This is a genomic window from Streptomyces sp. ML-6 (assembly GCF_030116705.1).
Classification (GTDB): domain Bacteria; phylum Actinomycetota; class Actinomycetes; order Streptomycetales; family Streptomycetaceae; genus Streptomyces.
In genome coordinates, this window is the sequence record NZ_JAOTIK010000001.1 from 7,053,256 (window position 1) to 7,077,613 (window position 24,358).

20 protein-coding genes are annotated in these 24,358 nt (G+C 73.4%); 11 read left to right on the forward strand and 9 right to left on the reverse strand.

The genetic code is table 11. The features are described from left to right. The first annotated feature begins 28 nt into the window (after positions 1 to 28). On the forward strand, positions 29 to 1,030 hold the full coding sequence (locus OCT49_RS30995; protein ID WP_283855112.1) for a DUF6745 domain-containing protein: 1,002 nt from the start codon (positions 29 to 31) through the stop codon (positions 1,028 to 1,030). A gap of 54 nt (positions 1,031 to 1,084) precedes the next feature. On the opposite strand, the gene OCT49_RS31000 is transcribed toward OCT49_RS30995, so the two are convergent. Then, a complete protein-coding gene (locus OCT49_RS31000; RefSeq protein WP_283855998.1) occupies positions 1,085 to 1,675 on the reverse strand; it encodes a TetR/AcrR family transcriptional regulator in 591 nt (196 codons plus the stop codon). Positions 1,676 to 1,910: 235 nt separating this feature from the next. Next, positions 1,911 to 2,474, reverse strand: a complete 564-nt coding sequence (locus OCT49_RS31005; protein ID WP_283855113.1) for a carboxymuconolactone decarboxylase family protein — start codon at positions 2,472 to 2,474, stop codon at positions 1,911 to 1,913. Positions 2,475 to 2,658: 184 nt separating this feature from the next. Here OCT49_RS31005 and OCT49_RS31010 point away from each other — a divergent pair, with 184 nt between their 5' ends. Continuing rightward, positions 2,659 to 3,099, forward strand: coding sequence for a PPOX class F420-dependent oxidoreductase (locus tag OCT49_RS31010; RefSeq protein ID WP_283855114.1), 441 nt, complete (start codon positions 2,659 to 2,661; stop codon positions 3,097 to 3,099). 111 nt (positions 3,100 to 3,210) lie between these two features. Beyond that, the gene (locus OCT49_RS31015; protein WP_283855115.1) at positions 3,211 to 4,410 is read left to right on the forward strand and encodes an MBL fold metallo-hydrolase; all 1,200 of its coding nucleotides are present in this window, start codon (positions 3,211 to 3,213) and stop codon (positions 4,408 to 4,410) included. Between the two features lie 28 nt (positions 4,411 to 4,438). On the opposite strand, the gene OCT49_RS31020 is transcribed toward OCT49_RS31015, so the two are convergent. After that, positions 4,439 to 5,179: a response regulator gene (locus OCT49_RS31020; RefSeq protein WP_283855116.1), complete on the reverse strand. Its 741-nt coding sequence runs from the start codon at positions 5,177 to 5,179 to the stop codon at positions 4,439 to 4,441. Further along, positions 5,176 to 6,486: a sensor histidine kinase gene (locus tag OCT49_RS31025; protein ID WP_283855117.1), complete on the reverse strand. Its 1,311-nt coding sequence runs from the start codon at positions 6,484 to 6,486 to the stop codon at positions 5,176 to 5,178. Before OCT49_RS31025 ends, OCT49_RS31020 begins: the two co-directional genes overlap by 4 nt. A 215-nt stretch (positions 6,487 to 6,701) precedes the next feature. Between OCT49_RS31025 and OCT49_RS31030 the strand changes: the two genes are divergently transcribed. From OCT49_RS31030 to OCT49_RS31060, 7 genes are all read left to right on the forward strand, one after another. Next, entirely contained in the window at positions 6,702 to 7,409 is a 708-nt protein-coding gene (locus tag OCT49_RS31030) for an ABC transporter ATP-binding protein (protein WP_283855118.1), read from the forward strand. Then, entirely contained in the window at positions 7,406 to 9,757 is a 2,352-nt protein-coding gene (locus OCT49_RS31035) for an ABC transporter permease (RefSeq protein ID WP_283855119.1), read from the forward strand. The genes OCT49_RS31030 and OCT49_RS31035 overlap by 4 nt, the downstream gene beginning before the upstream one ends. 490 nt (positions 9,758 to 10,247) lie before the next feature. After that, entirely contained in the window at positions 10,248 to 12,242 is a 1,995-nt protein-coding gene (locus OCT49_RS31040; RefSeq protein WP_283855120.1) for a sensor histidine kinase, read from the forward strand. 7 nt (positions 12,243 to 12,249) lie between these two features. Further along, entirely contained in the window at positions 12,250 to 12,684 is a 435-nt protein-coding gene (locus OCT49_RS31045) for a roadblock/LC7 domain-containing protein (protein WP_148840873.1), read from the forward strand. 2 nt (positions 12,685 to 12,686) lie between these two features. After that, entirely contained in the window at positions 12,687 to 13,058 is a 372-nt protein-coding gene (locus tag OCT49_RS31050) for a DUF742 domain-containing protein (protein ID WP_283855121.1), read from the forward strand. Positions 13,059 to 13,557: 499 nt separating this feature from the next. Beyond that, a complete protein-coding gene (locus OCT49_RS31055) occupies positions 13,558 to 14,118 on the forward strand; it encodes a GTP-binding protein (RefSeq protein ID WP_283855999.1) in 561 nt (186 codons plus the stop codon). Further along, positions 14,115 to 14,702 carry a GAF domain-containing protein gene (locus OCT49_RS31060; RefSeq protein WP_283855122.1) on the forward strand — a complete coding sequence of 196 codons (588 nt, stop codon included), beginning with the start codon at positions 14,115 to 14,117 and terminating at the stop codon, positions 14,700 to 14,702. The genes OCT49_RS31055 and OCT49_RS31060 overlap by 4 nt, the downstream gene beginning before the upstream one ends. Before the next feature lie 139 nt (positions 14,703 to 14,841). Here the strand turns inward: OCT49_RS31060 and OCT49_RS31065 are convergent, their stop codons facing one another. The 5 genes from OCT49_RS31065 to OCT49_RS31085 form a co-directional block, all read right to left on the reverse strand. Continuing rightward, on the reverse strand, positions 14,842 to 16,752 hold the full coding sequence (locus OCT49_RS31065) for a DUF2264 domain-containing protein (protein ID WP_283855123.1): 1,911 nt from the start codon (positions 16,750 to 16,752) through the stop codon (positions 14,842 to 14,844). Positions 16,753 to 16,787: 35 nt separating this feature from the next. Continuing rightward, entirely contained in the window at positions 16,788 to 19,208 is a 2,421-nt protein-coding gene (locus tag OCT49_RS31070) for a polysaccharide lyase 8 family protein (protein WP_283855124.1), read from the reverse strand. A 23-nt stretch (positions 19,209 to 19,231) separates the two neighbouring features. After that, positions 19,232 to 20,656 (reverse strand): M60 family metallopeptidase, encoded by a 1,425-nt coding sequence (locus OCT49_RS31075; protein WP_502963491.1) that lies wholly within the window; start codon positions 20,654 to 20,656, stop codon positions 19,232 to 19,234. 162 nt (positions 20,657 to 20,818) lie between these two features. Next, a complete protein-coding gene (locus OCT49_RS31080; RefSeq protein ID WP_283856000.1) occupies positions 20,819 to 21,913 on the reverse strand; it encodes a LacI family DNA-binding transcriptional regulator in 1,095 nt (364 codons plus the stop codon). 62 nt (positions 21,914 to 21,975) lie between these two features. Then, on the reverse strand, positions 21,976 to 22,962 hold the full coding sequence (locus OCT49_RS31085) for a hydroxyacid dehydrogenase (RefSeq protein WP_283855126.1): 987 nt from the start codon (positions 22,960 to 22,962) through the stop codon (positions 21,976 to 21,978). Positions 22,963 to 23,303: 341 nt separating this feature from the next. Between OCT49_RS31085 and OCT49_RS31090 the strand changes: the two genes are divergently transcribed. Then, on the forward strand, positions 23,304 to 24,317 hold the full coding sequence (locus tag OCT49_RS31090) for an ABC transporter permease (protein WP_283855127.1): 1,014 nt from the start codon (positions 23,304 to 23,306) through the stop codon (positions 24,315 to 24,317). Positions 24,318 to 24,358: the final 41 nt, after the last annotated feature.

A 24,358-nucleotide genomic window follows, 5' to 3' on the forward strand; every position in this document is an offset into this window, starting at 1 on the left:
ACACGGAATCAGGGGACGGGGAAGACCGATGCAGTACGTGGACTCATGGCGGACCGTGGCGGCGGCGACGGGCACGGCGGACCGGGCCGCGGCCGAGGACGGGCTGCGGCTCGCCTACCGCAGCGCGGGGCTCGCCGAGCCGGAGCGGATCGTCTGGGTCGAATCGCCCCGGGCAGCGGTGGAGGCCGTCGAGAAGCTGGTGGACGCCGGCCGCTCGGTGCGCGAGGAGGTGCGGACCCGGCCCTGGGCGCAGGAGCGCCGCCGGATGTACGACGAACTGGGCCCGGCGGGCTGGTCCGCCCTGTGGTCCGCGACGGGGGCACAGCTGTGGGAGACCACTGCGGCGCTCGCCGACCGGATCCGGGCCGGGGTCGTCGCGGACCTCGCCAAGCGCCCGGAGGACGAGTCCGATGTCCGGCTGGTGCTGCTCGACGCCGTCCTCGGCCAGCACGACGCGGCCTGGCTCGCGGCCTTCGACGGCCGGGGCGACCGGCTGAACGGCCTGGCCGAGGTGGCCAGGAACGCGGGCTGGTGGTGGCCCTACGAGCGTGCCGTGGTGATCAGCGAGCGACCGCAGGCACTGCACCGGGACGAGGCGGGGCGGCTGGACCGGGGGGACGGCCCCGCGCTGGCCTACGCCGACGGCTTCGCCCTCTATGCCTGGCGCGGCATGCCGGTGCCCGCCGAGTTCCTCGACGAGCTCAACGCGCTGACCCCGAAGCGGATACGCGAGGAGGAGAACGCCGAACTGCGACGCGTGATGCTGGAGTTCTACGGCTACGACCGCTATCTGAGCGAGTCGGGTGCCGAGCCGGTGCACCGGGACGAGACCGGTGTCCTCTGGCGGATCGCGTTGGCCGGCGACGAGGACGTGGTGATGGTCGAGGTGGTCAACTCCACCCCGGAGCCGGACGGAACGCACCGCGTCTACTGGCTCCGGGTGCCGCCGGGCACCCGGACCGCGAAGGAGGGGGTGGCCTGGACCTTCGGGGTCGGGAGCGAGGAGTACGCGCCCCTGCAGCAGACCTGACCCCCGTCGGCCGGACGGAGCGCCGCCCCGTGCACGACGGGGCGGGCCGTCGGGTCAGGCCGTCAGCATCGCGCGGTCGATGCCGAGTTCGCGGGCGAGCGCCTCGTCGGTCCAGGACAGCATCGTGGTGCGGGAGAGCGGGCCCGCGTACGAGATCATCTGCACGGCCAGGCCGTCCAGCAGGGCGGTCAGCCGCCAGGCCGCCGACATCGGGTCGTCGCACTGGAACTCACCGGCGGCGGCGCCCTCTTCGATGACCTCGGCCAGTTCCGCCTTCCACTGCTGGTCGAGATCGCCGGCCACGTTGCGCAGCGCCGGATCGCGCAGCGAACCGGCCCAGCCCTCGATCCACAGCCGCCAGCCCTTGGCCTGCCCCGTCGGCGCGTACCAGCGGACGGCGGCGCGCAGCCGGCGCACCGCGCTCGTGCGACGGCCCAACAGCTTGCGCAGATGGGCGAGATCGGCCTCGGCGGCATGGGCGAAGGCCGCCGCGACCAGCTTTTCCTTGGTCGAGAAGTGATAGAGCACGAGCGCGTTGCTCACGCCGAGCACGGAGGCGACATCGGCGATCCGGACCGCCGCGACCCCCCGCACCTCGATCTGCTCGACGGCAGCGCGCAGGAGCTCTTCGCGTCGTTCCGCCACGCTCAACCGCACTCTTGCCACGGCGTCACCCTAACGAATATGCCTCCGGCGGAAAGACCGGGGGCGCAACCGTGTCGGCCCCGTCCCGGTTCGGCCGGGGCCCGGACCCTGGACCTGCGCCGACATCCCCGCTGCCGCCTCCGCCCGCCCCGGGCGCCGCGGCAACCGGGGCTCCGGCCGGTCGGCCGGTCGGCCGAGCGGCCGAGCGGCCGGCCGGCCGGAGCGACCGTGGCGGTCAGCGGGACGCGGGGCGTTCGAGCTCGCACCGGTCCTTGAAGCCCTGGCTGGTCAGACCGAGCGCGGAGTTGGTCCGGGAACGCATGTTCTCCAACGCCACCATGGTCGTGAGCTCGACGAACGCCTCCTCGCCCAGCACGGTCCGCAACCGCTCCGCCAACACGTCACCGACCTCGGGCGGGGTGACGCTCATGGCCTCCGAGTACTCCATGACGTCGCGCTCCAGCGGGGTGTACGCCTCGCTCTCCCGCCACACCGGCACCTCGCGCAGTTTGCGCGGGTCCATGCCGTGGCGGTGGTTCTCCCAGTAGCCGAAGTCCAGGCACCAGCTGCAACCGACGGTGGCCGCCGACGTCATCACGGCCAGTGCCCCGAGCCGGGGGTCGAGCTTCTTCCAGCGGCCCGCAGCCAGTTCGAGACGGACCAGGGACCACAGCACCCCGGTGTGATGGGCGTAGGCCCGTACGGGATCGACGACCTTGCCGTACCTGCGCTTCGAGTACCACGAAACGGCACGGAACAGCAGGGTGCGGGGCGGGTCGAGCGATACGCGGGTGGTCATGTCCATTCTCCTTCGTATACGACTTCCGAACGTGATTTCGATACGGTGTGGGCGCCGCCCGGCGACGCCGTGGGACGCCGTGGGCGGGCCGCTCACACCGATGCGACGGATGGCGACCCCGCGGATGTGACATGGACGCCACCGGAAGCGGAATCCTGCGGCGGGCGCGGACGTTGGTTCCGGCATGACGGGATTCGACGCACGACAGGAAGCACTGCTCGGGCTGCTCGCCGAGGAGAACGGCGGGGTGCTCGTGACACTCGGGCGGGACGGCAGACCCCAGCTGTCCAATGTCAATCACTTCTACTATCCGCAGGAGCGCATCGTCCGCGTCTCGATCACCGACGGCCGGGTGAAGACCAGGAACCTGCGCCGCGACCCGCGGGCGAGCTACCACGTCACCAGCGCGGACCGCTGGGCGTGGACGGTGGTGGACGCCACCGCCGAACTGTCCCCGGTCGCCGCCGAGCCGCACGACGCGACGGTGGAGGAGCTGATCACGCTCTACCGCGACGTCCAGGGCGAACACCCCGACTGGGACGACTACCGCGCGGCGATGGTCCGGGACCGGCGCCTCGTACTGCGACTGCACATCGAGCACGTGTACGGGCAGTCGCGTGGCTGACGCGGCCCGGCCGGGCCGCCGCCCCGTGCGGCGCTCCGCCGGCCGTTCCGTTCCCGCACCGTCGTACTCCCTCCCCGCAAGGGGACAGGACCGCCCCACCCAGGAGATGCCGTGACCGGCGCCGCCCCCTTGCCCCCGCTGCGCACCCGGCTGCGTGCGCAACGTCCCCTCGCCTTCGGCGCGGATCCGGACGGTGCCCGGATGGAGCGCATCCGCCGTTCGCCCAACTTCGCCGACGGCGCCTTCCGGAACCCGGTGGGGGCGCGGACCGGACCGTCCGGTTCGGCACTGGAGTTCGCCAAGGTCTACTTCCGCAAGGAGGAGCGGGTGCGCCGGGCGCCGGCCGGCACCGTGCCCGTCCATGCCACCACCTACGCCGATCTCGCCGAGCCGCCCGCCACGGGGCTGCGGCTCACCTGGATGGGCCACTCCGGCGTGCTCGCCGAGATCGACGGCCGACGGGTGCTCTTCGACCCGGTGTGGGGCGAACGCTGTTCGCCCTTCGCCTTCGCCGGGCCCCGGCGGCTGCACCCCGTGCCGCTGCCGCTCGCCGCGCTCGGCCCGGTGGACGCGGTGGTGATCTCCCACGACCACTACGACCACCTCGACCTGCCGACGGTCCGGGCCCTCGCGGGCACGGGCACGGTCTTCGTCGTCCCGCTCGGGGTCGGGGCCCATCTGGAACGGTGGGGCGTGTCACCGGACCGGATGCGCGAGCTGGACTGGAACGAGACCACGCAGGTCGCCGGGATCAGCCTCACGGCCACCCCGGCCCGGCACTTCTGCGGCCGAGGCCTGCGCAACCAGCAGCACACGCTCTGGGCGTCCTGGGTCGTCGCGGGGCCCGGGCACCGGATTTACCACAGCGGGGACACGGGCTACTTCCCCGGCTTCGCGGAGATCGGCGCCGCGCACGGCCCGTTCGACGCGACGATGATCCAGATCGGCGCGTACTCCGAGTACTGGCCCGACATCCACATGACGCCGGCCGAGGGCATGCGGGCCCACCTGGATCTCCAGGGCGGCAGGCCGTCCGGCGTGATGCTTCCCATCCACTGGGGCACCTTCAACCTGGCTCTGCACCCGTGGGCCGAGCCGGGGGAGTGGACGAGGGACTCGGCCGAGGAAGCGGGCCAGGCGGTGGCGCTTCCCCGTCCCGGCGAGCCGTTCGAGCCCGCCGGGAAGCTGCCCTCGGACCCCTGGTGGCGCGGGGTGTCCCACCCGCTCGCTCATCCGTGGCGTCGGCCCCGGCGGGCCGGGGCGGTCGCCGGATCGCGCAGCGAGGACCTCGACCTCGCGGGCGGGCGGTGACGTCGGTCCGCGAGGCGCGGTGGTCGGTCTACCCCTGCCCGGCGGGCTGCTGGGCGGCTCCGGGCGCGCCCGCGCCGACCAGCCCCGTCTCGTAGGCGACGATGACGGCCTGGACCCGGTCACGCAGCCGGAGCTTGGCCAGGATGCGGGCGACGTGGGTCTTGACGGTCGTCTCGGCGAGATGGAGGCGGGCGGCGAGTTCGGCGTTGCTCAGCCCTCGGGCGAGCAGGCCGAGGACCTCCAGTTCGCGCGGCGTGAGCGAGGCGAGGTCGCGGTGGAGGGCGGCGGCGTCGCTGCCGTGCCGGGCGAACCGCTGCACGAGGCGGCGGGTGATGGCGGGCGCGAGGAGGGCGTCACCGGTACGGACCGTGCGCACGGCCGAGGCCAGGTGCTCGGGGGTGACGTCCTTGAGGAGGAAGCCGCTGGCCCCGGCGGACAGGGCCGCGTACACGTACCGGTCGAGGTCGAAGGTCGTCAGGATGATGACGCGGGGTTCGCCGGGGGACGGGGCCTCCCCCGCTCGCACGGGGTCGAGAGCCCGGGGAGCGGTGAGGATGCGGCGGGTGGCCTCCAGGCCGTCCATCTCCGGCATCCGGATGTCCATCAGGACCACGTCGGGCCGGGTGCGGCGGACCGCTTCGACCGCCTCGGCCCCGTTGGTCGCCTCGGCGACGACATCGATGCCGTCGGCGCCGAGGATCATCCGGAACCCGGTGCGGACCAGGGTCTGGTCGTCGGCCAGGACCACCCGCGGCGGCTGCTCGGTCATGGTGCCTCCAGGGGGATCAGGGCTTCCACACGGTAGCCGCCGGTCAGGCGTCGGCCGGTGCTCAGGGTTCCGTCGTAGACGGCGAGGCGTTCGCGCAGGCCGATGAGGCCCCGGCCGTTTCCGGTGGTCGCGCCCGCCCCCGGACGTCCACCGGTGTCGGTGACCTCCACCCGGAGCCGGTCCGGCCCGTACTCGACGGTCACGCGGGCGGTGGCCCCGGACGCGTGCTTCATGGTGTTGGTCAGGGCTTCCTGGACCACCCGGTAGACGGCGAGCCCGATGCCGGGCGGAAGTCCGCGGGGCGGTCCGGTCACGGTCACGTCGACCGGCAGACCGGCCTCCCGCACGCGGCCGACGAGCGCGTCCAGCTGGTCCAGGCCGGGCTGCGGGGCCAGCGCCGTGCCCGCGTCGGCCAAGTCCCCGTCCCCGTCCGCCGGTTCGCCGTCCCCGGCCATGGTGAGCAGGCCCATGACGTGCCGCAGTTCGGTCATGGCCGCCCGGCCACCGGCCTCGACGGCGAGCAGGGCCTCACCGGCCTGCTCGGGGGCGGCCTTCATGATCTTGCGGGCGGCGCCGGCCTGAATGACCATCACGCTGACGTTGTGCGTGACGACGTCGTGCAGTTCGCGGGCGATCCTCGCGCGCTCGTGCTCGACCGCCCGGCGCAGCGTCTCGGCCTGTTCGCGTTCCAGGGCGGCGAGCCGGGTCCGTCCCTCGTCGGTGCGGAGTTTCCAGGTACGAAGACCGAGGGCGGCCCCGGCCATCGGGACCAGGATCAGCAGGACGACGTACTCGTTGGGGACGACCGGTGTCACCGAGTTCCCCGAGGTGCTGACCAGGAGGACCGCCACGGGCAGGGCCGCCAGGGTCGCCGTCCGGTACGGGCTGAACACGGCCGCGCTGTAGACGGCGATGACGAACGCGTAGAAGGTCAGCCGCAGGACGCTCTGCGGCGTCGCCAGCGTCGCGGCCGTCACGACGCACAGCACGGCGAGCGGACAGCGGCGGCGCAGCGCCAGGGCACCCGAGGCGACGGCCGCGAGGGTCACCATGAGGACCAGGCCGCCGGGCCCGGACGGACGCGGATGCGCGACCCGCACGCCGGGCGCGATCTCGCGCACCACGACGTTGCCGACGTTGTCGACGCCGTAGTAGACGGTGACGATTCCGAGGACCAGCGCCAGCAATACGTCGAACCGCCGGGCGCGTTGGGTGAGCCGCAGCGGCGGACCGGCCGGCACTCTGGCGTCACGGACCGCCCGACGGGCCGAACCCGCCAGCCGCCCCGCCGTCGTACGTACGTTCATCACCGGCTCATTGTCGCGGGCGCACGCGCCCTCGGAGTCCGCCTCGGCGGCCGGTTTTCGGCGCCCGCGTACATCGGGCGCCTACATCGCAGGGATGACGCCCGGGCGGCTCGTCCCGGTGCGGTACGACAAAGGGCCCGGGCGGCCGACGCACGGGGGCCGGGCGCGCTCCTAGCGTCCACGGGGTCCGGTACCCGTGCCGAAGGAGCCCTTTCATGACCATGCCGGTGATCGAACTGCGCGAGGTGAGCCGACGGTACGACGACGGCCCGCCCGCGCTGCAGCACGTGTCACTGACCGTGCGGAGCGGCGAGGCCGTCGCCGTCCTCGGCCCTTCCGGCAGCGGCAAGTCCACCCTGCTCAACCTGCTCGCGGGCCTGGACCGGCCGGACACCGGGACCGTCACCGTGGCCGGGGTGCGCGTGGACGAACTGGGCGAGACCGGGGCGGCGCTGCACCGGCGGAACAGGATCGGCATGGTCTTCCAGTTCTTCAACCTGCTCGACGACCTCACGGTCGCCGAAAACGTCGTGCTGCCCGCGCGGCTCGCGGGCATGGGCCGTGCGGAGGCGGACCGGCGCGCGACGGAGCTCCTGGAGAACCTCGGCATCGACCGGCACGCCCGCACCCACCCGGGGCGGCTCTCCGGCGGCGAGCGGCAACGCGTCGCGGTGGCACGGGCGTTGATGAACCGGCCGCCGCTGCTCCTGGCCGACGAACCGACCGGAGCCCTGGACACGGCCGCGGGACAGGACGTCAGCAGACTGCTCGCCGGCCTCAACGCCGACGGCCAGACCGTCGTCGTGGTCACCCACGACCTCGCGCTGGCCCGCTCCTGCACCAGTCGTACGGTCAGGATCGCCGACGGCCGGATCACCGAGGACGTCCCGTCGCGGGACCTCGCCCCGGAGACCGCCCGATGAGCGCCCTCGGCAGGGTGGTGCGCTCGGGCGTGGGACGGCGCCGGGTGCAGACGCTGGTGATCGGGCTCACCACGATGATGGCGGTGGCCGCCTCCGTCCTCGGCGGGTCGCTTCTCGTGGTCTCCGGAGCGCCCTTCGACGACGCCTTCGCCCGGCAGCACGGCGCACACCTGTCCGTCCGGTTCGACGCGCGCGAGGTGAGCGCCGCACAGCTGACGCGGTCCAAGGACGCCGAGGGGGTCAGCGGCGCGGCCGGTCCCTTCCACACGGCCACGGTCACCCCGCGGGCCGACGCGGCGGGACCCGGATGGCCGATGACCGTGGCCGGGCGCTCCGGTCCCGGCCGCGACGTGGACGAGGTGGCGCTGACCGAGGGGCGCTGGGCCACCCGCCCCGGCGAGATCGTGCTGTCCGCCGACTCCCCGCAGATCCCGACCCCGGGCAGAAGGATCACCTTCGCCGGGCTGCCCGGGGAGCCGGTGCTGACCGTGGTCGGCGTCGCCCGCTCGGTCACCCGGACCGCGGACGCCTGGGTGGTCCCGTCCCAGATGCCGGCGCTCACCGCCTCCGGCAGAGGTGGTTACCAGATGCTCTACCGCTTCACCTCGGCGAACAGTGCGGCGCGGATCACCGCGGGCGGCAAGGCCGTGACGGCCACCCTCCCGGCGGGTGCGGTCGCCGGCGAGCAGTCCTGGCTCACCGTCAGGAAGAACGCCGAGCGCGAAACCGCCCTCTACGTCCCGTTCCTCGCCGCGTTCGGCGCGCTGGGCCTGGTCATGTCGGTGCTCGTCGTCGGCAATGTCATCGCCTCGGCCGTCGGCCTGGGAACGCGTCGCATCGGCATCCTCAAGGCCGTCGGTTTCACCCCGGCCCAGGTGGTGCGCGCCTACGTGGGACAGGCACTGGTCCCGGCCGCCGCCGGCACGGTCCTCGGCGTGCTCGCCGGGCACCTGCTCGCCGTCCCCGTGCTGGCCGAGGCCGGGGAGGTGTACGGCACCTCGTCCCCGGCCGTCGAGCCGCTGGTCGACCTGGCGGTGGTCGCCGGGATGCTCGGCCTGGTGGCGGCGACCGCGTGGGCGAGTGCCCGGCGGGCCGGCCGACTGCGCACGGTCGACGCCCTCTCCGCCGGGCGTACCGCGTCCGCGGGGCGCGGCCGGTGGGCGGCGCGCCCGGCCGGTCGGCTGCCGTTGCCGCGACCGGTCGCCCTGGGCCTGACCCGGCCCTTCGCGCGGCCCGCCCGTGCGCTGGCCATGGGCACGGCGATCCTGTTCGGCACCGTCGCCGTCACCTTCACCGTGGGGATGGGCGGCTCGCTCGGCCAGGTGATGAAGGCCAAGGCGCACGACGCCGCCGACGTGGTCGTACCCGCGCCCATGCCCGACTTCGGCCCCCACGGCCCGGCCCCGGGGAAGCAGCGGCCCGGGACCGATCCGGCCGCGGTCGCCGCGGTCGTCGGCTCCGCCGACGGAACCGGGCGGTACTACCGCGCCGCGACGGTCCGGGCGACCGTGTCCGGCCCGACCGGCATCGTCGACGTGATCGCCTTCACCGGCGACGCCTCCTGGGGCGGCTACACGATGGTCTCGGGCCGCTGGTTCGACAAGCCCGGCGAGGCCGTGGTCCCCACCCCCTTCCTGGCCGTCACCGGCACCCGCCTGGGCGACACCGTCACCCTCGGCGGCCTGGCCGAGCCGGTCACGGTCCGGATCGTCGGCGAGGTCCTCGATCCCCGCAACGACGGCATGCAGGTCTTCCTCGACGCCCCGACCCTCACGGCCGCACGTCCCGACCTGACGGACACGAGCCATCACATCGCGGTTGCCCCGGGCACCGACGCGTCCGCCTACGTCACCGCCCTGAACAAGGCCCTGACACCGCTGGGGGTCACCGCACGGACCGGCGCGCTCCACGGCGGCAGCGACATGGTCGCCACCCTCGACGCGCTGTCCGCGGTCCTCACGCTGATGCTCGTCGCCGTCGCCGCGCTCGGCGTGCTCAACGGCGTACTGCTCGACACCCGCGAGCGCGTCCGGGAGCTCGGCGTGTACAAGGCCCTGGGCATGACCCCCCGGCAGACCGTCGCGATGGTCCTCACCTCGGTCCTCGTGACCGGACTCGCCGCGGGCGCGCTGGGCGTGCCGCTCGGCGTGGCGCTGCACGGCCAGGTCCTCCCGGCCATGGGCGACAGCGTGGGGCTCCGCCTCCCCGACTCCGTCATGGCCGTCCACGGCAGGGGCGAATGGCTGGCACTCGCACTCGGTGGCCTGCTCATCGCCGTCCTGGGCGCGCTCCTGCCCGCCTGTTGGGCCGCCGGGGCCCGGACCGTCGCGGCCCTGCGCACCGAATAGGGCCGGGTCCGGAACGGGTGTCTCCGGCGCCCGCCGCAAGGACCGGTGGGGCGCGGGCCGGCGGGCCCCTCGACCGGCGTGGAAAAGGGGGACGGCCAGCACGAAAAACGGGGACGGTTGCGGCGCGCGCCCGGGGCGTGGATCGCGCATGACGCGGCAGGCGGCTCGGTCCGTCCGGACGACCGGGCGGGCCGAGCCGTTTCGTGTGTTCATGGGCCCGCTCCGCTCGGCCGTTCGGGTGGCCGTCGGCCGGGCGTGGATGCGGAGTAATCGGTCTTTCGTGCGAGCTCTCATACCAGAGCGGGACGGATGGCGGGCAAGTTCGACAACTCCCCGCCCCGCCCGCGTGAGGGACGACTACCGTGTGTTGCCGGTGATCAACGGTGGGCTCATGACTTCCGAGCCCGACCGACGAACCGAGCCTGACCGACCACCGTAGGTGCCACCGCATGGATGCCGATTCCTGGGGCCCCACGTACCGAGGACACTGATGTCTCAACTTCGCGCACCCGCAGCGCGACCGGAACGCCGCGAGGGCGGCCGGCACGGCCGACCCGGTGCCCGTTCCCACTCGGCCGCGGCCAGACCCCGCGCCGCCCAGCCGTCCCCCGAGACGCGTATACGCCCCCAACTGCTGCGCACCGCGGTGCTGCCGACCGTCGCCGCGGCGCTCAGCGGGGCCGCAGCGGTCGTCTTCACCGTCCGCTTCACGGGAGCCGGACCGTCCACCACCCTCTGGATCGCCCTGGGCGCGGCCGGTGCGCTCGCGATCGCCGCGGTGCTGGCCGCGTTCCTCGCCGCCAACCGGGTCGCCACCACCGTTTTCGGACGGTGCCTGGCGCTCCGCCGCGTCAGCGTCCAGGGGCAGGCGGAACTGCAGCGCGTGGTGGAGCAGCTCCGCAACGGCGAGCAGGTGGCTGTACGCAAGCCCGCCCCGCCCGTCGCTCCGGGGGGCGACGCCTTCGAGCTGCTCGCCCAGGAGATGGGCCGTCAGCAGGAGGCCGCGGTGGCCTCGGTCGTCGAGGCGTCCCGGCTCGCCGACCACTCCGGCGAGGACCAGAAGGTCGAGGTCTTCGTCAACCTCGCCCGGCGGCTGCAGTCGCTCGTGCACCGCGAGATCCAGCTGCTCGACGAGCTGGAGCACGAGGTCGAGGACCCCGACCTGCTCAAGGGCCTCTTCCACGTCGACCACCTGGCCACCCGCATCCGCAGGCACGCCGAGAACCTCGCCGTCCTCGGCGGAGCGGTGTCCCGGCGGCAGTGGAGCAACCCGGTCAGCATGACCGAGGTCCTGCGCTCGGCGATCGCGGAGGTCGAGCAGTACCCGAGGGTCAAGCTCGTGCCACCGATCGCCGGCACGTTGCGCGGCCACGCCGTGGCGGACGTGATCCACCTGCTGGCCGAACTGGTGGAGAACGCGACCGTCTTCTCCGCCCCGCAGACCCAGGTGCTCCTGCGCGCCCAACAGGTCACCGCCGGGCTGGCGCTGGAGGTGGAGGACCGGGGACTGGGCCTGCCGGGCAACGAGCAGAAGCGGATGAACGCCCTGCTCGCCGACCCCGACCAGGTCAACGTGGCCCGCCTGCTGCAGGACGGCCGGATCGGGCTGTTCGTGGTCGCGTCCCTGGCCCGTCGGCACGGCATCGCGGTCCGGCTGCAGAGCAACATCTACGGAGGAACCCAGGCCGTACTCGTCCTCCCGCAGCCCCTGCTGGGCGGCGCCGGGGACACCGGGGAGAGGAACGGGGCGGCCCCGCCCCCGGCCCCGCAGCCGGGGGCCGCGCACCACCCGCCGGCCGAGCCCGCCGGCCACCACCCGCCGGTTGAGCCCCTCGGCCACCACCGGCCGGACCAGGGCCCCGGCCCGTCCCCGGCCCCCGCGCCGGGACCACGGACGGACCCCGCCCGCCGGCCGTACGTCCCCGGCCAGCCGCTGCGTCTGCACGGGGCGCCCGAGCAGGCACCGGACCGGGACGAGGCGCCGCCGCTCCCGCTGCGTGCGCACCGCCCCGCCCCGGACGGGCCCCGCCCCGAGGCCGACGCCCCCGGAGCATCCCCACCCGGACCCGGAGCGGTGCGCGGCACCATGAGCCGCCCCCAACTGCCCAGGCGCGCCAACCAGGAGCACCTGGCCCCGCAGCTCAGGGAAGCACCCGCACCGCGCACCGAGGACGAACAGGCCCTGCACGACCCGGGACTCATGGCGGCCTTCCGCAGAGGCATCGAACTCGCCGAGGCCCGCGCCGAATCCGAGTCCGAGGCGGAACCCGCCCGGGAGCCGGACCCGACCCCCGAGGTGCGGACGGCCCCGCAGCCGTGGCGGACCCGGCCCCCGCTCGAACCGCTGCCGGTACGCGGACGGCCCACGACCGTCACCCCGTACCCGGTCCCCGGCACGACCCCCGTCCCCGGCACGACCCCGGTCCCGGGAACGGGCACGGCCCCGGCCGACGACTCCCTCGAAACGAACACCTCCAAGGAGTAGATGCACCATGGCGACCGATATGCCGTCCGGTCAGGTCTCGGACCTCGACTGGCTGCTGAGCGGACTGGTCCAGCGCGTCCCGTACACACGCAGTGCGGTTCTCCTCTCCGCCGACGGGCTGGTGAAATCCCTCCATGGCATGGACGCCGACAGCGCCGACCACATGGCGGCGCTGGCGGCCGGCCTGTACTCGCTCGGCCGCAGCGCCGGCGCGCGCTTCGGCGACAGCGGCGAGGTGCGCCAGGTGGTGGTCGAGCTCGACTCGACCCTGCTGTTCGTCTCCACCGCCGGCTCCGGCACCTGCCTCGCCGTCCTCGCCGGGCGCGAGGCGGACGCGGCGGTGCTCGGCTACGAGATGACGATGCTGGTCAAGAGCGTCCGGCCCTACCTGATGACGCCGACGAGACAAGCGGCCGGCACGCCGAGCCCCACGGGGCTGTGAGGGTGTCGCTCCAGCAGGACGGGCCGCTGCTCGACGACGCGGCGGGCCGGCTGATCCGCCCGTACACCGTGAGCAACGGCCGTACCCGTCCGACGGCCGTGCTCGATCTGCTCTCCCTGGTGATGGCCACGGGCACCGAGCCGCAGACCCACCTCGGCCCCGAGCACTCCGTCGCGCTGGGGCTGTGCGAGGGCCCCACGTCGGTGGCCGAGATCGCCGCCCATCTGCGGCTGCCCGCGGCCGTCACCAAGGTGCTCGTCTCCGACCTGGTCGACTGCGGAGCAGTCACCGCGCACCCGCCCGCCTTCCAAGACATGCCCACCGACCGATCCCTGCTGGAGGCAGTGCTCGATGGCTTACGACGACAGCTCTGACGGCTTCGGCAGCCCCGCCGCGTACGAGAACGGCGCAGGCGCCGAGGGCCACGGCGGCCCGCCGGGCCACCTGATGCCGCCGGGCTACGGAACTCCGCAGGCCCCGGGCGAGGCCCAGGGGTACGGAACCCCGCAGACCCATGGCGAAGTCCAGGGCTACGGAGCCCCGCAGGGCTATGGGGCACCGCAGGGGTACGGCGGTCCGCAGTCCTACGGGGAGGCCCCGGCCCCCGGGGGCCCGCAGGGCTATGGGAGCGGGCAGTACTACGGCGACACGCACCATTACGGGGACGCCCAGGGGCGGGGAACCGCCGGGGCGGACTTCGGGGGAGTGCCTCCGCAGGGCCCGCCGGACTACGGCACCGGGCCGGACCACGGCGACGCGCAGGACCACGGAGCCGGGCCGGAGCACGGCGGCCCCGGTGACGCCCGGGACACCGCGGACCTTGCCGGGCCCACCGGGCCCGCCGCCTCCGAGGGCTTTCCCGTCGCGCTCAAGGTGCTGGTGGCGGGCGGATTCGGCGTCGGCAAGACCACGTTCGTCGGCGCGGTCAGCGAAATCACACCGCTGAGCACGGAAGAGCTGCTGACCCAGGTCAGCGCCGCGACCGACAGTCTCGAGGGCATCGAATCGAAGACCTCCACCACCGTGGCGATGGACTTCGGCCGGATCACCCTCGACGAGCAGCACGTGCTCTACCTGTTCGGCACCCCCGGCCAGGAACGGTTCTGGTTCATGTGGGACGAACTCTCCCAGGGGGCACTGGGAGCGGTCGTGATCGCGGACACCCGCAGGCTCGCCGACTGCTTCGCCGCCGTCGACTTCTTCGAGCGGCGCGGCATCGGATTCATCGTCGCGGTGAACGAGTTCGACGGCGCCTTCCGCTACGCGCCCGAGGAGGTGCGCGCCGCGCTCGACCTGGGGCCGGACGTGCCGGTGGTGCTCTGCGACGCCCGGATCGCCAGCTCGGGGACCGGCGCCCTGGTCACCCTGGTCCAGCACCTGATCAACGCCACCTCGGCACCGGCCCCGTTGACCGGCTTCGGGGCCCGCCCGTGACCCGGAGGGCCACCCGACGGATGCTGCTCACACCCGCCGACCGCGACGCCCCGGTCCGCACCCGACGACTGCGGACCCTGGGGCTCGGGGAGCGCGCCGACGCGTCCTTCGACAACTTCGACGCCTTCGCGGACCGGGTGGCCGAAGTGACCGGCGTGCCCTTCTCGATGGTCAACTTCATCGACGGGAACCGGCAGTTCTTCGCGGGACTGCACACCCCGACCGGCACGCACAGGGGCTCCGACCTCGGGGCCGCGGCCGCGGGCAGCAGCCGCAGCGGCCGGTACATGGCGCTCGACCGCGGCTACTGCCCCCACGTCGTCGTACGGCGCAAGGCGCTCGTCCTGGACGACGTCTGCGACTATCCCCGGTTCGCCGGCAACCCGGTCGTCGACGAGATAGGCATCCGCTCCTATCTCGGCGCCCCCCTCATCGACCGCACGGGCGTCGCCCTGGGCGCCGTCTGCGCGGTCGACACGGTGCCCCGCCCGTGGGGCAGGGCCGGGCTCGACACCATCAAGTCCCTGGCGCGGGAACTCGTCGGACACATCCACCAGCGGGAGGAGAACGGCATCGGCGTCTGAACCGGACCGCCCGGACCGTCCCGGCCCCCGGACCGCTTGGACCGCCCGGATCGTGGCCGAACCGTCCCGGACCGTCCCGGCCGCCGTGGCCGGACCGCCGGCCGGACCCCGGCCGACCCGTCCCGCCCGTCGTGCCGCCTCAGACCTCGACCGTCGTACCGTCCAGGAAGGTCAGCACCACCGAGTCCGCCCCCGCCCGCACCCGCACCGCGTCGCGCAGCGCCTCCGGATGCACGGTGTCCCGGGACAGGGCGACCAGCGAGACGTGGACGCTGCGACCGCCCGGATGCGGGCGGCTGCGCAGATACGGGATCGCGGAATGCGGACCGTACGCGTTGGACTGGACGTCACGCGCCACGGCCGCCCCCTCGGCGCCACCGTCCCAGCCGTGCAGCGCGATCAGGGCGCTGCTCAGCCCGTCGGCCGTCCGGGCAAGGGCCCAGTCCGGTCCCGCCACGGCGAACGGGCTTTGCGCGTGCGCGACGGCGTGGCCGCCCTCCCGCACCACCGCCCCCTCGGGTGCCTCGACCCGGTGCACCCGGACCTCCCACGGACCGTGCAGCACGCTCGTCGTCTCGATCCGGTACGCACGCTCGTCGCCCGGCAGCCGGGCCGCGTACCAGGAAGCGGCGACCCGGTCCGCGCAGCGCAGCGGATGGATGCGGCGGCGCCGGGACGGGGTGCCGTCCGGGGCCACCAGCGCCAGGTGCCCGTCGATCGAACGGGACACCGCGTGCGGGGCGGCCTCCGGGGCCGTCGCCGTGGAGAAGGCGAGACCCGCGTAGTGCGGATCGGCCGTCCCCTCGGCCGGGTCGGCCGCCTCGTCGTACGGCGGATTGTGGTCGCTGCCGTGGTTGACCAGCCGGACGATGCCGTCGTCGCGGGTGCCGTGCAACAGCCAGCCCGGGGCGGGCAGCGCCGTGTACTGGTCGGACTCCTCGATGGGCAACGGGAGTTCGCGCGCCGTCCACACCGGGTGGTCCGCCGGGAGCAGCAGCCCGAGGAAGCCCTTGCTCGCCCAGTACGGCGAGGCGGGACCGGAGTACGGCTGGGTGGTCGGCAGGAACGTGTCGTACCAGCCCAGCGTCAGCAGGCCGCGCTCGTCCGGCACCCCGCGCTCCGCGAAGTGCCGCAGGGTGCCCGAGGCGAGCCGGCGGGTGAGCCCCGGCGCGAGCGGGGTGCAGTCGGCCAGCGCCCCCATCCACACCGGCGCCAGGGCGGCGAACCGGTAGGTCAGCGAACGGCCCTGGTGCACCGGGGCGCCGTCGGCGCCGAAGAAGTGCTGGTAGTCCTCCAGGAACCGGCCGAGCCGCTGCCGGTAGACCTCGGTCCTGCCCCCGTCGTCGGCACCCGCCATCCGCGACCACAGCAGCGGGTACAGGTGCATCGCCCAGCCGATGTAGTAGTCGAAGTTCCGGCCGTCGCCGTCGGTGTACCAGCCGTCACCGAGGTACCAGTCCTCGATCCGGTCCAGGTTGCTCTCGATGTCCGACCGGCTGTACGGGGCGCCGACCGAGGCGAGGAACTGCTCGGACACCACCTGGAAGAGCCGCCAGTTGTTGTCCCAGGTGCGCCCGCCGACGAATCCGGAGAACCAGTCGACGGCCCGCTCCTGCACCCGGGCGTCCAGCCGGTCCCAGATCCACGGCCGGGTCTCGTGCAGCGCCACCGCGACCGACGCCGCCTCGACCATCTGCTGCGAGCAGTCCGTCAGCCGCGGCCACGCCTCCCCGCTCGCCGGGTCCGTGCCGGCGCCCAGCCCCGCCGCGTACCGCTCGACCAGCGCCGGGTCGGCCGCCCCGCCCGCGCCCGCGATGCGGCAGGCGGCGAGCAGGAACGACCGGGCGAACCCTTCGAGACCGTCCGAGACGACCCCCGACCAGCTGCCGCGGCCGGGCAGCCGGTACTGGGCGAGGCCGGGGGTCGCGTACGGCACCAGGGCGTCCAGCAGCCGGTCGGCCGTCGCCTCCCAGTGGGCCCTGGTCCAGCCGGTGCGGGAGGACAGGAGCCGGTCGGGCGGCGGCAGGTGCAGATGCGGTGCGACGGACACGGTGGTGCTCCTCGGAAGGTGGTACGGGGACGGAATCAGCGGGAAAGCACGGCTCGGTGGGTGTGGCCGCGGGAGCCGCCGACGGCGACGGTGAGCACGGGCCTGCGGCCCGGGGCGACGCTCACCGAGGCGTCGGCGTCCACCACCGACCGCACGGGGAACGGCAGCTCGACGGAGAGCGTGGTGAGCGTCCGTCCGGGGTCCGCGACCGCGACGCGGACCCGCCCGCCGTGGTGCTGCACGAGCACCGAGGCCGGGCCCGAGGCGGTGATCCCGGCGGCCGTTCCGGCGCCCCAGAAGTTCACGGCGGTCAGCCCCGCCCGGCGCACCTCCACGGCCTGCGCGGTCGCGTCGTCGGCGACGATCCGCACCGGCCGGGACCGCCACCAGGCGGCGGTCGCCGCCGCCGAGGCGCCGGGCAGCAGCACATAGGAGTAGCGGGCGTCGGCGGGGGAGACGCCGTGATCGACCCACAGCGTCAGGTAGCGGCGGGTGACCGGATCGGTGCTGCCGCCGGTGTCCGCCCCGGAGTTGATGTCCCGCCAGGTGCCGGTGCGCTGTTCGCGCAGGGCGTGCAGGGAGACCGGGTCGGGGAACACATAGCCGCCCACACCCTCCACATGGGCCCACCGGGCCCCGCCGAACGCATGGCTCCAGCCCTGCTCCACGGGCTGCCGCACGCCGTCGACCAGCAGCCGGTGGCGGCCGTCGGCGCCCAGGTTGCGGTTCTCCACGACCGTCTCGACCCGGTGGCCGTCGGTCGCCGTGATGCCCGCCCCGAGCGCGATCACCGCGTTGTCCAGCAGGAACCACGACTTCCTGGTGCGCAGGCTGCTGTCCCGGTCGCCGATCACCTCCATCGCCGCCGCCACGTACCTGCCGTCCAGCACGGCACCGCCCGCCACGGCGTTGGACGGGCGGTAGGTGGACGTGCCCGCGCCCGTGCCGAGATCGGCGCGCCGACGGGTGTCGACCGTGGTGCCGGGCAACCGGTACGGGTCGACGGTCGGCCAGAAGCCGTCGTTGTACTGCCGCAGGTCGTCGCCGTCGTACAGGTACGTCATGCCGTCGCCGGTGTACCAGCCGTGCAGGTTCTCGCCGTTGCCCGCCTCGTACGCCGAGATCCGCTTCGACGACAGCGACAGCGCACAGGCCCAGCCGGGGCGGCGGTGCACCACCCGGTCCATGTCGGCGAAGACGGAACTGCCGGTGGTACGGGGTCCGACGGGAACGGTGTCGTCGTTCAGGACGGCCTTGGCCAGGGCGAGCCGGGGCAGGGTGGCGAGGGTCTCGAAGGGGGTGGCGCGGTTGCGGACCAGCCAGCCCTTGACCAGCGCGCGCCAGCGGTCCGCGTACGCGGCGGGGGCGCCGGAGGCCAGGAGCAGGATCGCCGCGAGGGCCGCCGCGCCGTCGTGGTGGTCACCGGCGCGTTCCCGGGAGATGGCCCGGCCGCGCACGGAATCCATCATCAGCCCGTCGAAGACCACCGGGGCGAAGGTCCGCTCGACGGCCTCGTACATCACCGAGACCTTCGGATCGGTCACTGCCCACTCGGAGCCGGCCAGCAGCGCCAGCAGATGGGCCGTGCCGCTGAGCAGCACGACGCCGTACGTACCGGTGTAGGCGACCACGTCGTGCTGGACGAACGACCCGTCCTCGTAGAACCCGTCCCCCGACGCGGTGTACCGGAAGAGGCTGTTGCGGCCCGCGTCGCGCACGTCGGACAGCGCGTCGCGGGCCGAGACGAGCTTGTCGGGATCCCGTCCCAGCAGTCCGCGCAGCGCCACGACGACCGCCTTGTCGGTGCGGTTGGCGCCGGTCTCGGCGAGCGCGGGGTAGTTGGTGCGACGGTCCGCGTCGGGGCAGAACCGGTCGACGACCGCGAGGTAGTCCGCGAGGTCGGCCGCGGGAAGCCGGTCGCGCAGGACGACGGCGCAGTCCATCAGGGCGCGCGGGGCGCCGATCTCCCAGAACCACCAGTTGCCCGTTTCGGGCCTGGTCGGGTTGTACGCGGTGTCGTGGGTGAAGCGCAGCGCCGCGACGAGGGCGTCCGCCACCTCGGCGCTGCCCGCGAGGGAGGTGCCCGCGGTGGCCCAGGCGGTCGCGAGGGTACGCAGCCGGGTGTAGCTCTGGCCGAAGTTGCCGGGGGCGGTGAGCGGTGCGAGGTCGGACCAGAGCGCGGTGCGTCCCGCGCCGCGGTCGAGGGTGTCCCACAGGCCCCGGGCCGTGGTGTCCAGGGCCTGGACGGCGGCGGTGAGGTCGGGGTCGGCGGGGTCGGGGGCGCCGCCGGTGAGCAGGGTCTCGGCCCGCTGGAGCAGGGTGTCGAAACCGACGCCCGCCGCCTCGTCGGCCGTTCCCGTCGTGCCGGGCGCGGCCAGGGCGGTGCCGGGCGCGGCCAGCAGCGCGGTGACGGTGGTGGCGCCCGCCACCAGGAGGGTTCTTCTGCCGAGGTCCACGGTGGACTCCTTGTCGAGAGGGTTCAGTCGGCCAGGGTGGACGGGTCGACGGGGGGCTTCGGGAGGTTCAGCGCGGCCAGCTCGGCCCGGCCGACGGCGTCGATCGGGAACGCCCAGGTGTGCACGAAGAAGTCCGTCAGGTCGTGGCCGGCGACCCGGCTGGAGTACGTGGCCAGGGCCCGGTAGCGCTTCTCGTTCTCCGTGTAGTGGGACTGCGGGTGCTCCTCGCGGACCAGCCGGTGCAGCCGGGGCCAGAAGTCCTCGCCGAAGGCCAGCTCCAGCTGGCGCAGCGGGACGAGCTTCTCGTACGCGCCGAAGGACTTCTCGTACGTCAGCCCCGGGGTGCCGAACTTCTGCCGGGCGGACCGGAAGTGGTCGAGGCCCGTCTTCGGGTCGACGGTGAGGAGGTTGGACGGCTGCCCGAGGGTGCGCTGCGCGGCCAGCGAGTAGATGTTGACCGTGACCTCGGTCAGGCCGCCGGGCTTGTAGGCGAACTGCTGATGCAGGTGGCCGAGTTCGTGGTACAGGCCCCAGCCGCGGGTCCGCAGCCCCTCCACGGTCGTGGCCCGGTCCAGATAGGCCCGCGGGAAGCCGTTGTAGCCGTGCGTGGCGTAGGCGCCCACACCGCTGGGCACCTTGCTGACCTCGGTGAAGTGGTACGGGCCCGCCTTGCGCCGGTGCACCGGCCTCGAACCGTCCAGGCCGCTGATCCGGGCGTGCGAATCGATGATCGTCTCGACCAGTTCGAGCAGCGCCGCGTGGTCCTGGTCCCGGTACAGCAGCGCGCCCTCGCGGGTGAGCGTCATGATCGTGTGCGGCGCGTGGAGCTCCACGTACGGCGACCCGGTGAGCGTGTCCAACTGCCGCTGGTAGTCCGCCTCCGAGGTGCGGCCCAGGGTGAAGACCGGCATGGGCGCGGCACCGGAGCGGAACAGCACGCCCGCCTTCTCGCCGTTCCCCGTCAGGGTGAGGTTGACCGGGCCGCCGTGCGGGTCCGTCACCGTGTTCGCGCCCGCGGTGAGCGGATAGGCGCGGGGCTCGGTGATCTCGCCGTAGTAGTCCCAGGCACCGATCCAGAGGGTGGGCAGCAGACCGTCGTACGCCTGGACCGTGAGGGAGAGGGGCGTGCCGCCGGGGACGTACAGGCCGGTGGGCTGGAACTCCGAGCCGCGCAGGGCCTGTCCGAGCCGCAGCCGTTCGGCCTCGGCGGCCGGCCGGGCGGTCACGGTCAGCCCGACCGGGCGCGCTCCCCGGCGTCCGGCGGTGGTGCCGGCCTCGGCGGCCCGGGCCGTCCCGGCGCCGAGCGCGAGCGCCGCGCCCGCTCCGGCCACCGCGGTGAGAACGGAACGGCGGCCGACGGGGGAGGAGGCGGCGGAGGACGTGGCGGAGGGCGGGACGGAAGACGCGAGGGAAGGCGTGGCGGAGGAGCCGGCGGATTCGGGGGACATGCGCATGCGGAACTCTCCCTGCGAACGAGTGAGGGGCAGAAGGCGTGCGGAACGAGTGCTGCTCGGCGCCAGCATGTAAGCGGTTGCTATGGAGAGGCAAGAGGAGGTGGGGAGTTACTGTTATTTTCTATGGCCGACTGCGGACAGGCGGGAAGTAACCGGTCACATTCCAGTGGAGCGGGCGGAACGCGGCGCGACGGAATCGCGTACCACGATGTGGGTGCCGAGTCGCAGCGCGCCCGTGGTGGGCTCGCGCCAGTCGTCCTCGTCCCCGCCGGTCACGGCGAGCCGCACCGCCTGGCGGCCCATCTCCTCCAGCGGCACATGGACGGTGGTGAGGCGCGGCCGCAGCTCCTGGGCCACCGGAATGTCGTCGTACCCCACCAGGGACACGTCCTTCGGGATCCGCACCCCGGCCTCCTCCAGCGCCTGCGCCGCACCCGCCGCCACCATGTCGTTGGCGGCGAACACCGCGGTGAAGTCCGGACCGTTCCGCAGCAGTTCGGTCATCCGCCGGTGGCCGAAGCCGCGGCTGAAGGCACCGGGGTGCACCAGGTCCGGATCGGGCGCGATCCCGCGCAGCTCCAGGGCCCGCCGGTGGCCGGCCAGCCGGTCGCGGGTGGTGGAGAGCTTCGGCGGGCCGCCGAGGTAGAGGATCCGCTCGTGCCCCTGCATCAGCAGGTGGTCGGTGATGGCGAAGGCGCCGCCCTCGTTGTCGTACTCGACCGCGACGGTCGGGGCCTGCTCGCCCAGCGGCGGCCTGCCGCACAGCACCAGTTTCGATCCGCCCGCGTCCAGTTCGCGGGCCCGGCGGGCCAGTTCGGTGGTGTAGCCGCGGTCCGCGATGGAGCCGCCGACCACGACCACGGCGTCCGCCCTGCGCTCGTGCATCAGGTCGATGAAGGCCAGCTCGCGCTGCGGATCGCCCTGGGTGCAGCAGACCAGGCAGAGCCGTCCGCCCAGCGCCGCCTCCCGCTCCACGCCGCGCGCGATGTACGCGTAGAACGGGTCGACGACCTCGTTGACGATGATGCCGACGGTGCGGTTGGAGACCCCGGCCAGCGCGCGGGCGTGGGCGTTGACCACGTAGCCGAGCTCGCGCATCGCGGTCTCGACCCGCTCCCGGGTCGCCTCCGCGACCGGGTAGTTGCGGTTCAGCACACGGGAGACCGTGGCCGTCGACACGCCCGCGCGCCGCGCGACGTCGGTGACCGTCGCACGCCGTTGTCCGTCCGCGGCTGTGCTCTGCCGGCGCATCCGGCTCACCCCCTGGAGGCTGTTGTGTGACGTCGAGCCTAGAGCCTGCGGGGGGACGGGACTCATGCGATCCTCTCCAGGTCGGCCCGGTGCACCGGGTGTTCCAGCGCCGCGCCCCGCGCGTACCTGGCCAGTTCGTCGACGGCCAGCGCCCCGAGCCGCCCCACCTCGTTGCCCTGGGCGCCCGCCAGATGCGGGGTGAGGAAGACGTTGGGCAGGTCCCACAGCGGGTGGCCGGGGGGCAGCGGTTCGGGGTGGGTCACGTCCAGCACCGCGTCCAGCCGCCCGCTGACCAGGTGTCCGGTCAGCGCCTCGGTGTCCACCAGCGGCCCGCGCGCGGTGTTGACGAGCAGGGTGCCCGGCCGCATCAGGGCGATCCGGCGGGCGTCGATGATCCCGCGCGTCTCGGGTGTGTCGGGGGCGTGGACGGTCACCACGTCGCTGGTCGCGACCAGGGTGTCCAGATCGGTCGGGGTGACGCCGAGCAACTCCGCCTCGGCGGCGTCGACATAGGGGTCGTGGAGCAGCACCTCCGCGTCCAGGACCCGCAGCAGTTCGATGACCCGGCGGCCGATCCGGGAGGCCCCGACGACGCCGACGGTCAGCCCGTGGGTGCCGAGCCAGTGCTGGCGGTCGAGGTCGGCGTGGGTGCGGTGGGTGCGCCGGGTGCGGAAGAGGCCGGCCAGCGGGAACACCCGCTTCGCGCCCATGATGATCGCCGCCAGGGTGAACTCGGCGACCGGTACGGCATTGGCGGCGGCGGCCGAGGAGACGACCAGCCCGCGGTCGAACGCGACCGGGGACAGGAAGGTCTTCACCGTGCCGGCCGCGTGGATCACGGCCCGCAGCGCGGGTGCCCGGTCCAGCAGTCCGGCATCGACGGGCGGGCAACCCCAGCCGGTGAGCAGGACCTCGGCGCGGCTCAGCGCCGCCGCGGCCTCCGGGGAGTCGAACTCGCTGATCGGGGACGGGGTGAGAAGGTCGGCGGTTTCCTCGAGACGAGCCCGCACGGGTGGCGGAAAGACGTCGTCGAGCAGGCCGGGACTCATGGCCAGGACCGTGCGCGGTCGTCGCGGGGACGCTGCCGCAGCAGCGCTACCGGAATGAGCCGGTGCCTCTTCGGTGGTTCGCACCCTGCCTCCGGACAGTAATCGCGTTCTATGGAATGACCGGCACGCTAAGGAGAGCGATGGCCGACCGTCAAGCTCCAGCGTGCCTCAACTGTCCGTTTCGCTCGCATATTTATGGACTGGTGATGTCGGATTTGGTCCTCGGGAGCGGTTCGGATCGACAGTGTTCGCCCTGATCCCTTGACGCTTGGGTTAACCGCTTACTAACTTGCGGCCCCAGAAGGCCCACCACGCGCCACCCAGCCGAACAGGACGCACCAATGGCTGAAACAGCACCCCCGTTGCCGCGGGAGAAACGGCGACGGAAGGCTGAAAACACCTCTCCGCCCGCTGCCCCGGCCGCCGCCGCGCAACACCGGCTCACGCTCCGCCAGCGGCTCAAGCGGGACCGGGTGATGTTGCTGCTCACCCTGCCCGGTCTGCTGTACTTCGTCGTCTTCCACTACGTCCCGCTGCTCGGGTACGTCGTGGCGTTCCAGGACTACCAGCCGTACCTCGGCTACATGCACAGCGTCTGGGTGGGGTTCGCCAACTTCTCCGCCGCGTTCAGCGAGCCGGCCTTCTGGTCCGCGACGTTCAACACCCTGGAGATCGCCCTCGTCCAGCTGGTGTTCTTCTTCCCGATCCCGATCGCGCTGGCCCTGCTGCTCAACAGCATCGCCAGCGACCGCATCAGGCGCTTCGTGCAGAGCGTCGTCTACCTGCCGCACTTCATCGGCTGGGTCATCATCGTCTCGATCTTCCAGCAGATCCTGGGCGGCGCGGGACTCCTGCCCGACGTCCTCGGCGGCCTGGGGCTGCCGCGCTACGACATGATGAGCGACCCCGACGCCTTCCCCTGGCTGGTGACCCTCCAGGTGGCCTGGAAGGACGCCGGCTGGGGCACGATCATCATCCTCGCCGCGCTGCTCAACATCGACAAACAGCAGTACGAGGCCGCCGCGATCGACGGCGCCGGACCGCGACGACGGCTGTGGCACGTGACGCTGCCGGGCATCGCCCCCGTCCTCATCCTGTTGCTGATCCTCAACCTCGGGCAGATCCTCTCCGTCGGCTTCGAGCAGATCCTGCTCCAGCGCGACGCGGTCGGCCCGGACGCCGGTGAAGTCCTCGACACCTACGTCTACTACCACGGCATCAAGGACAACGACTGGGGCGTCGCCGCCGCCGTCGGCCTCGTCAAGGCGGTCATCGGCACCGCACTCGTCCTGGGCGCGAACAAGTTCGCCCACCGGCTCGGCCACGAAGGGGTGTACCGCGGTGCTGACCGCTGAGAAAACGCGCGCCACGACCAAATCCACCGCACCGGCGCCCC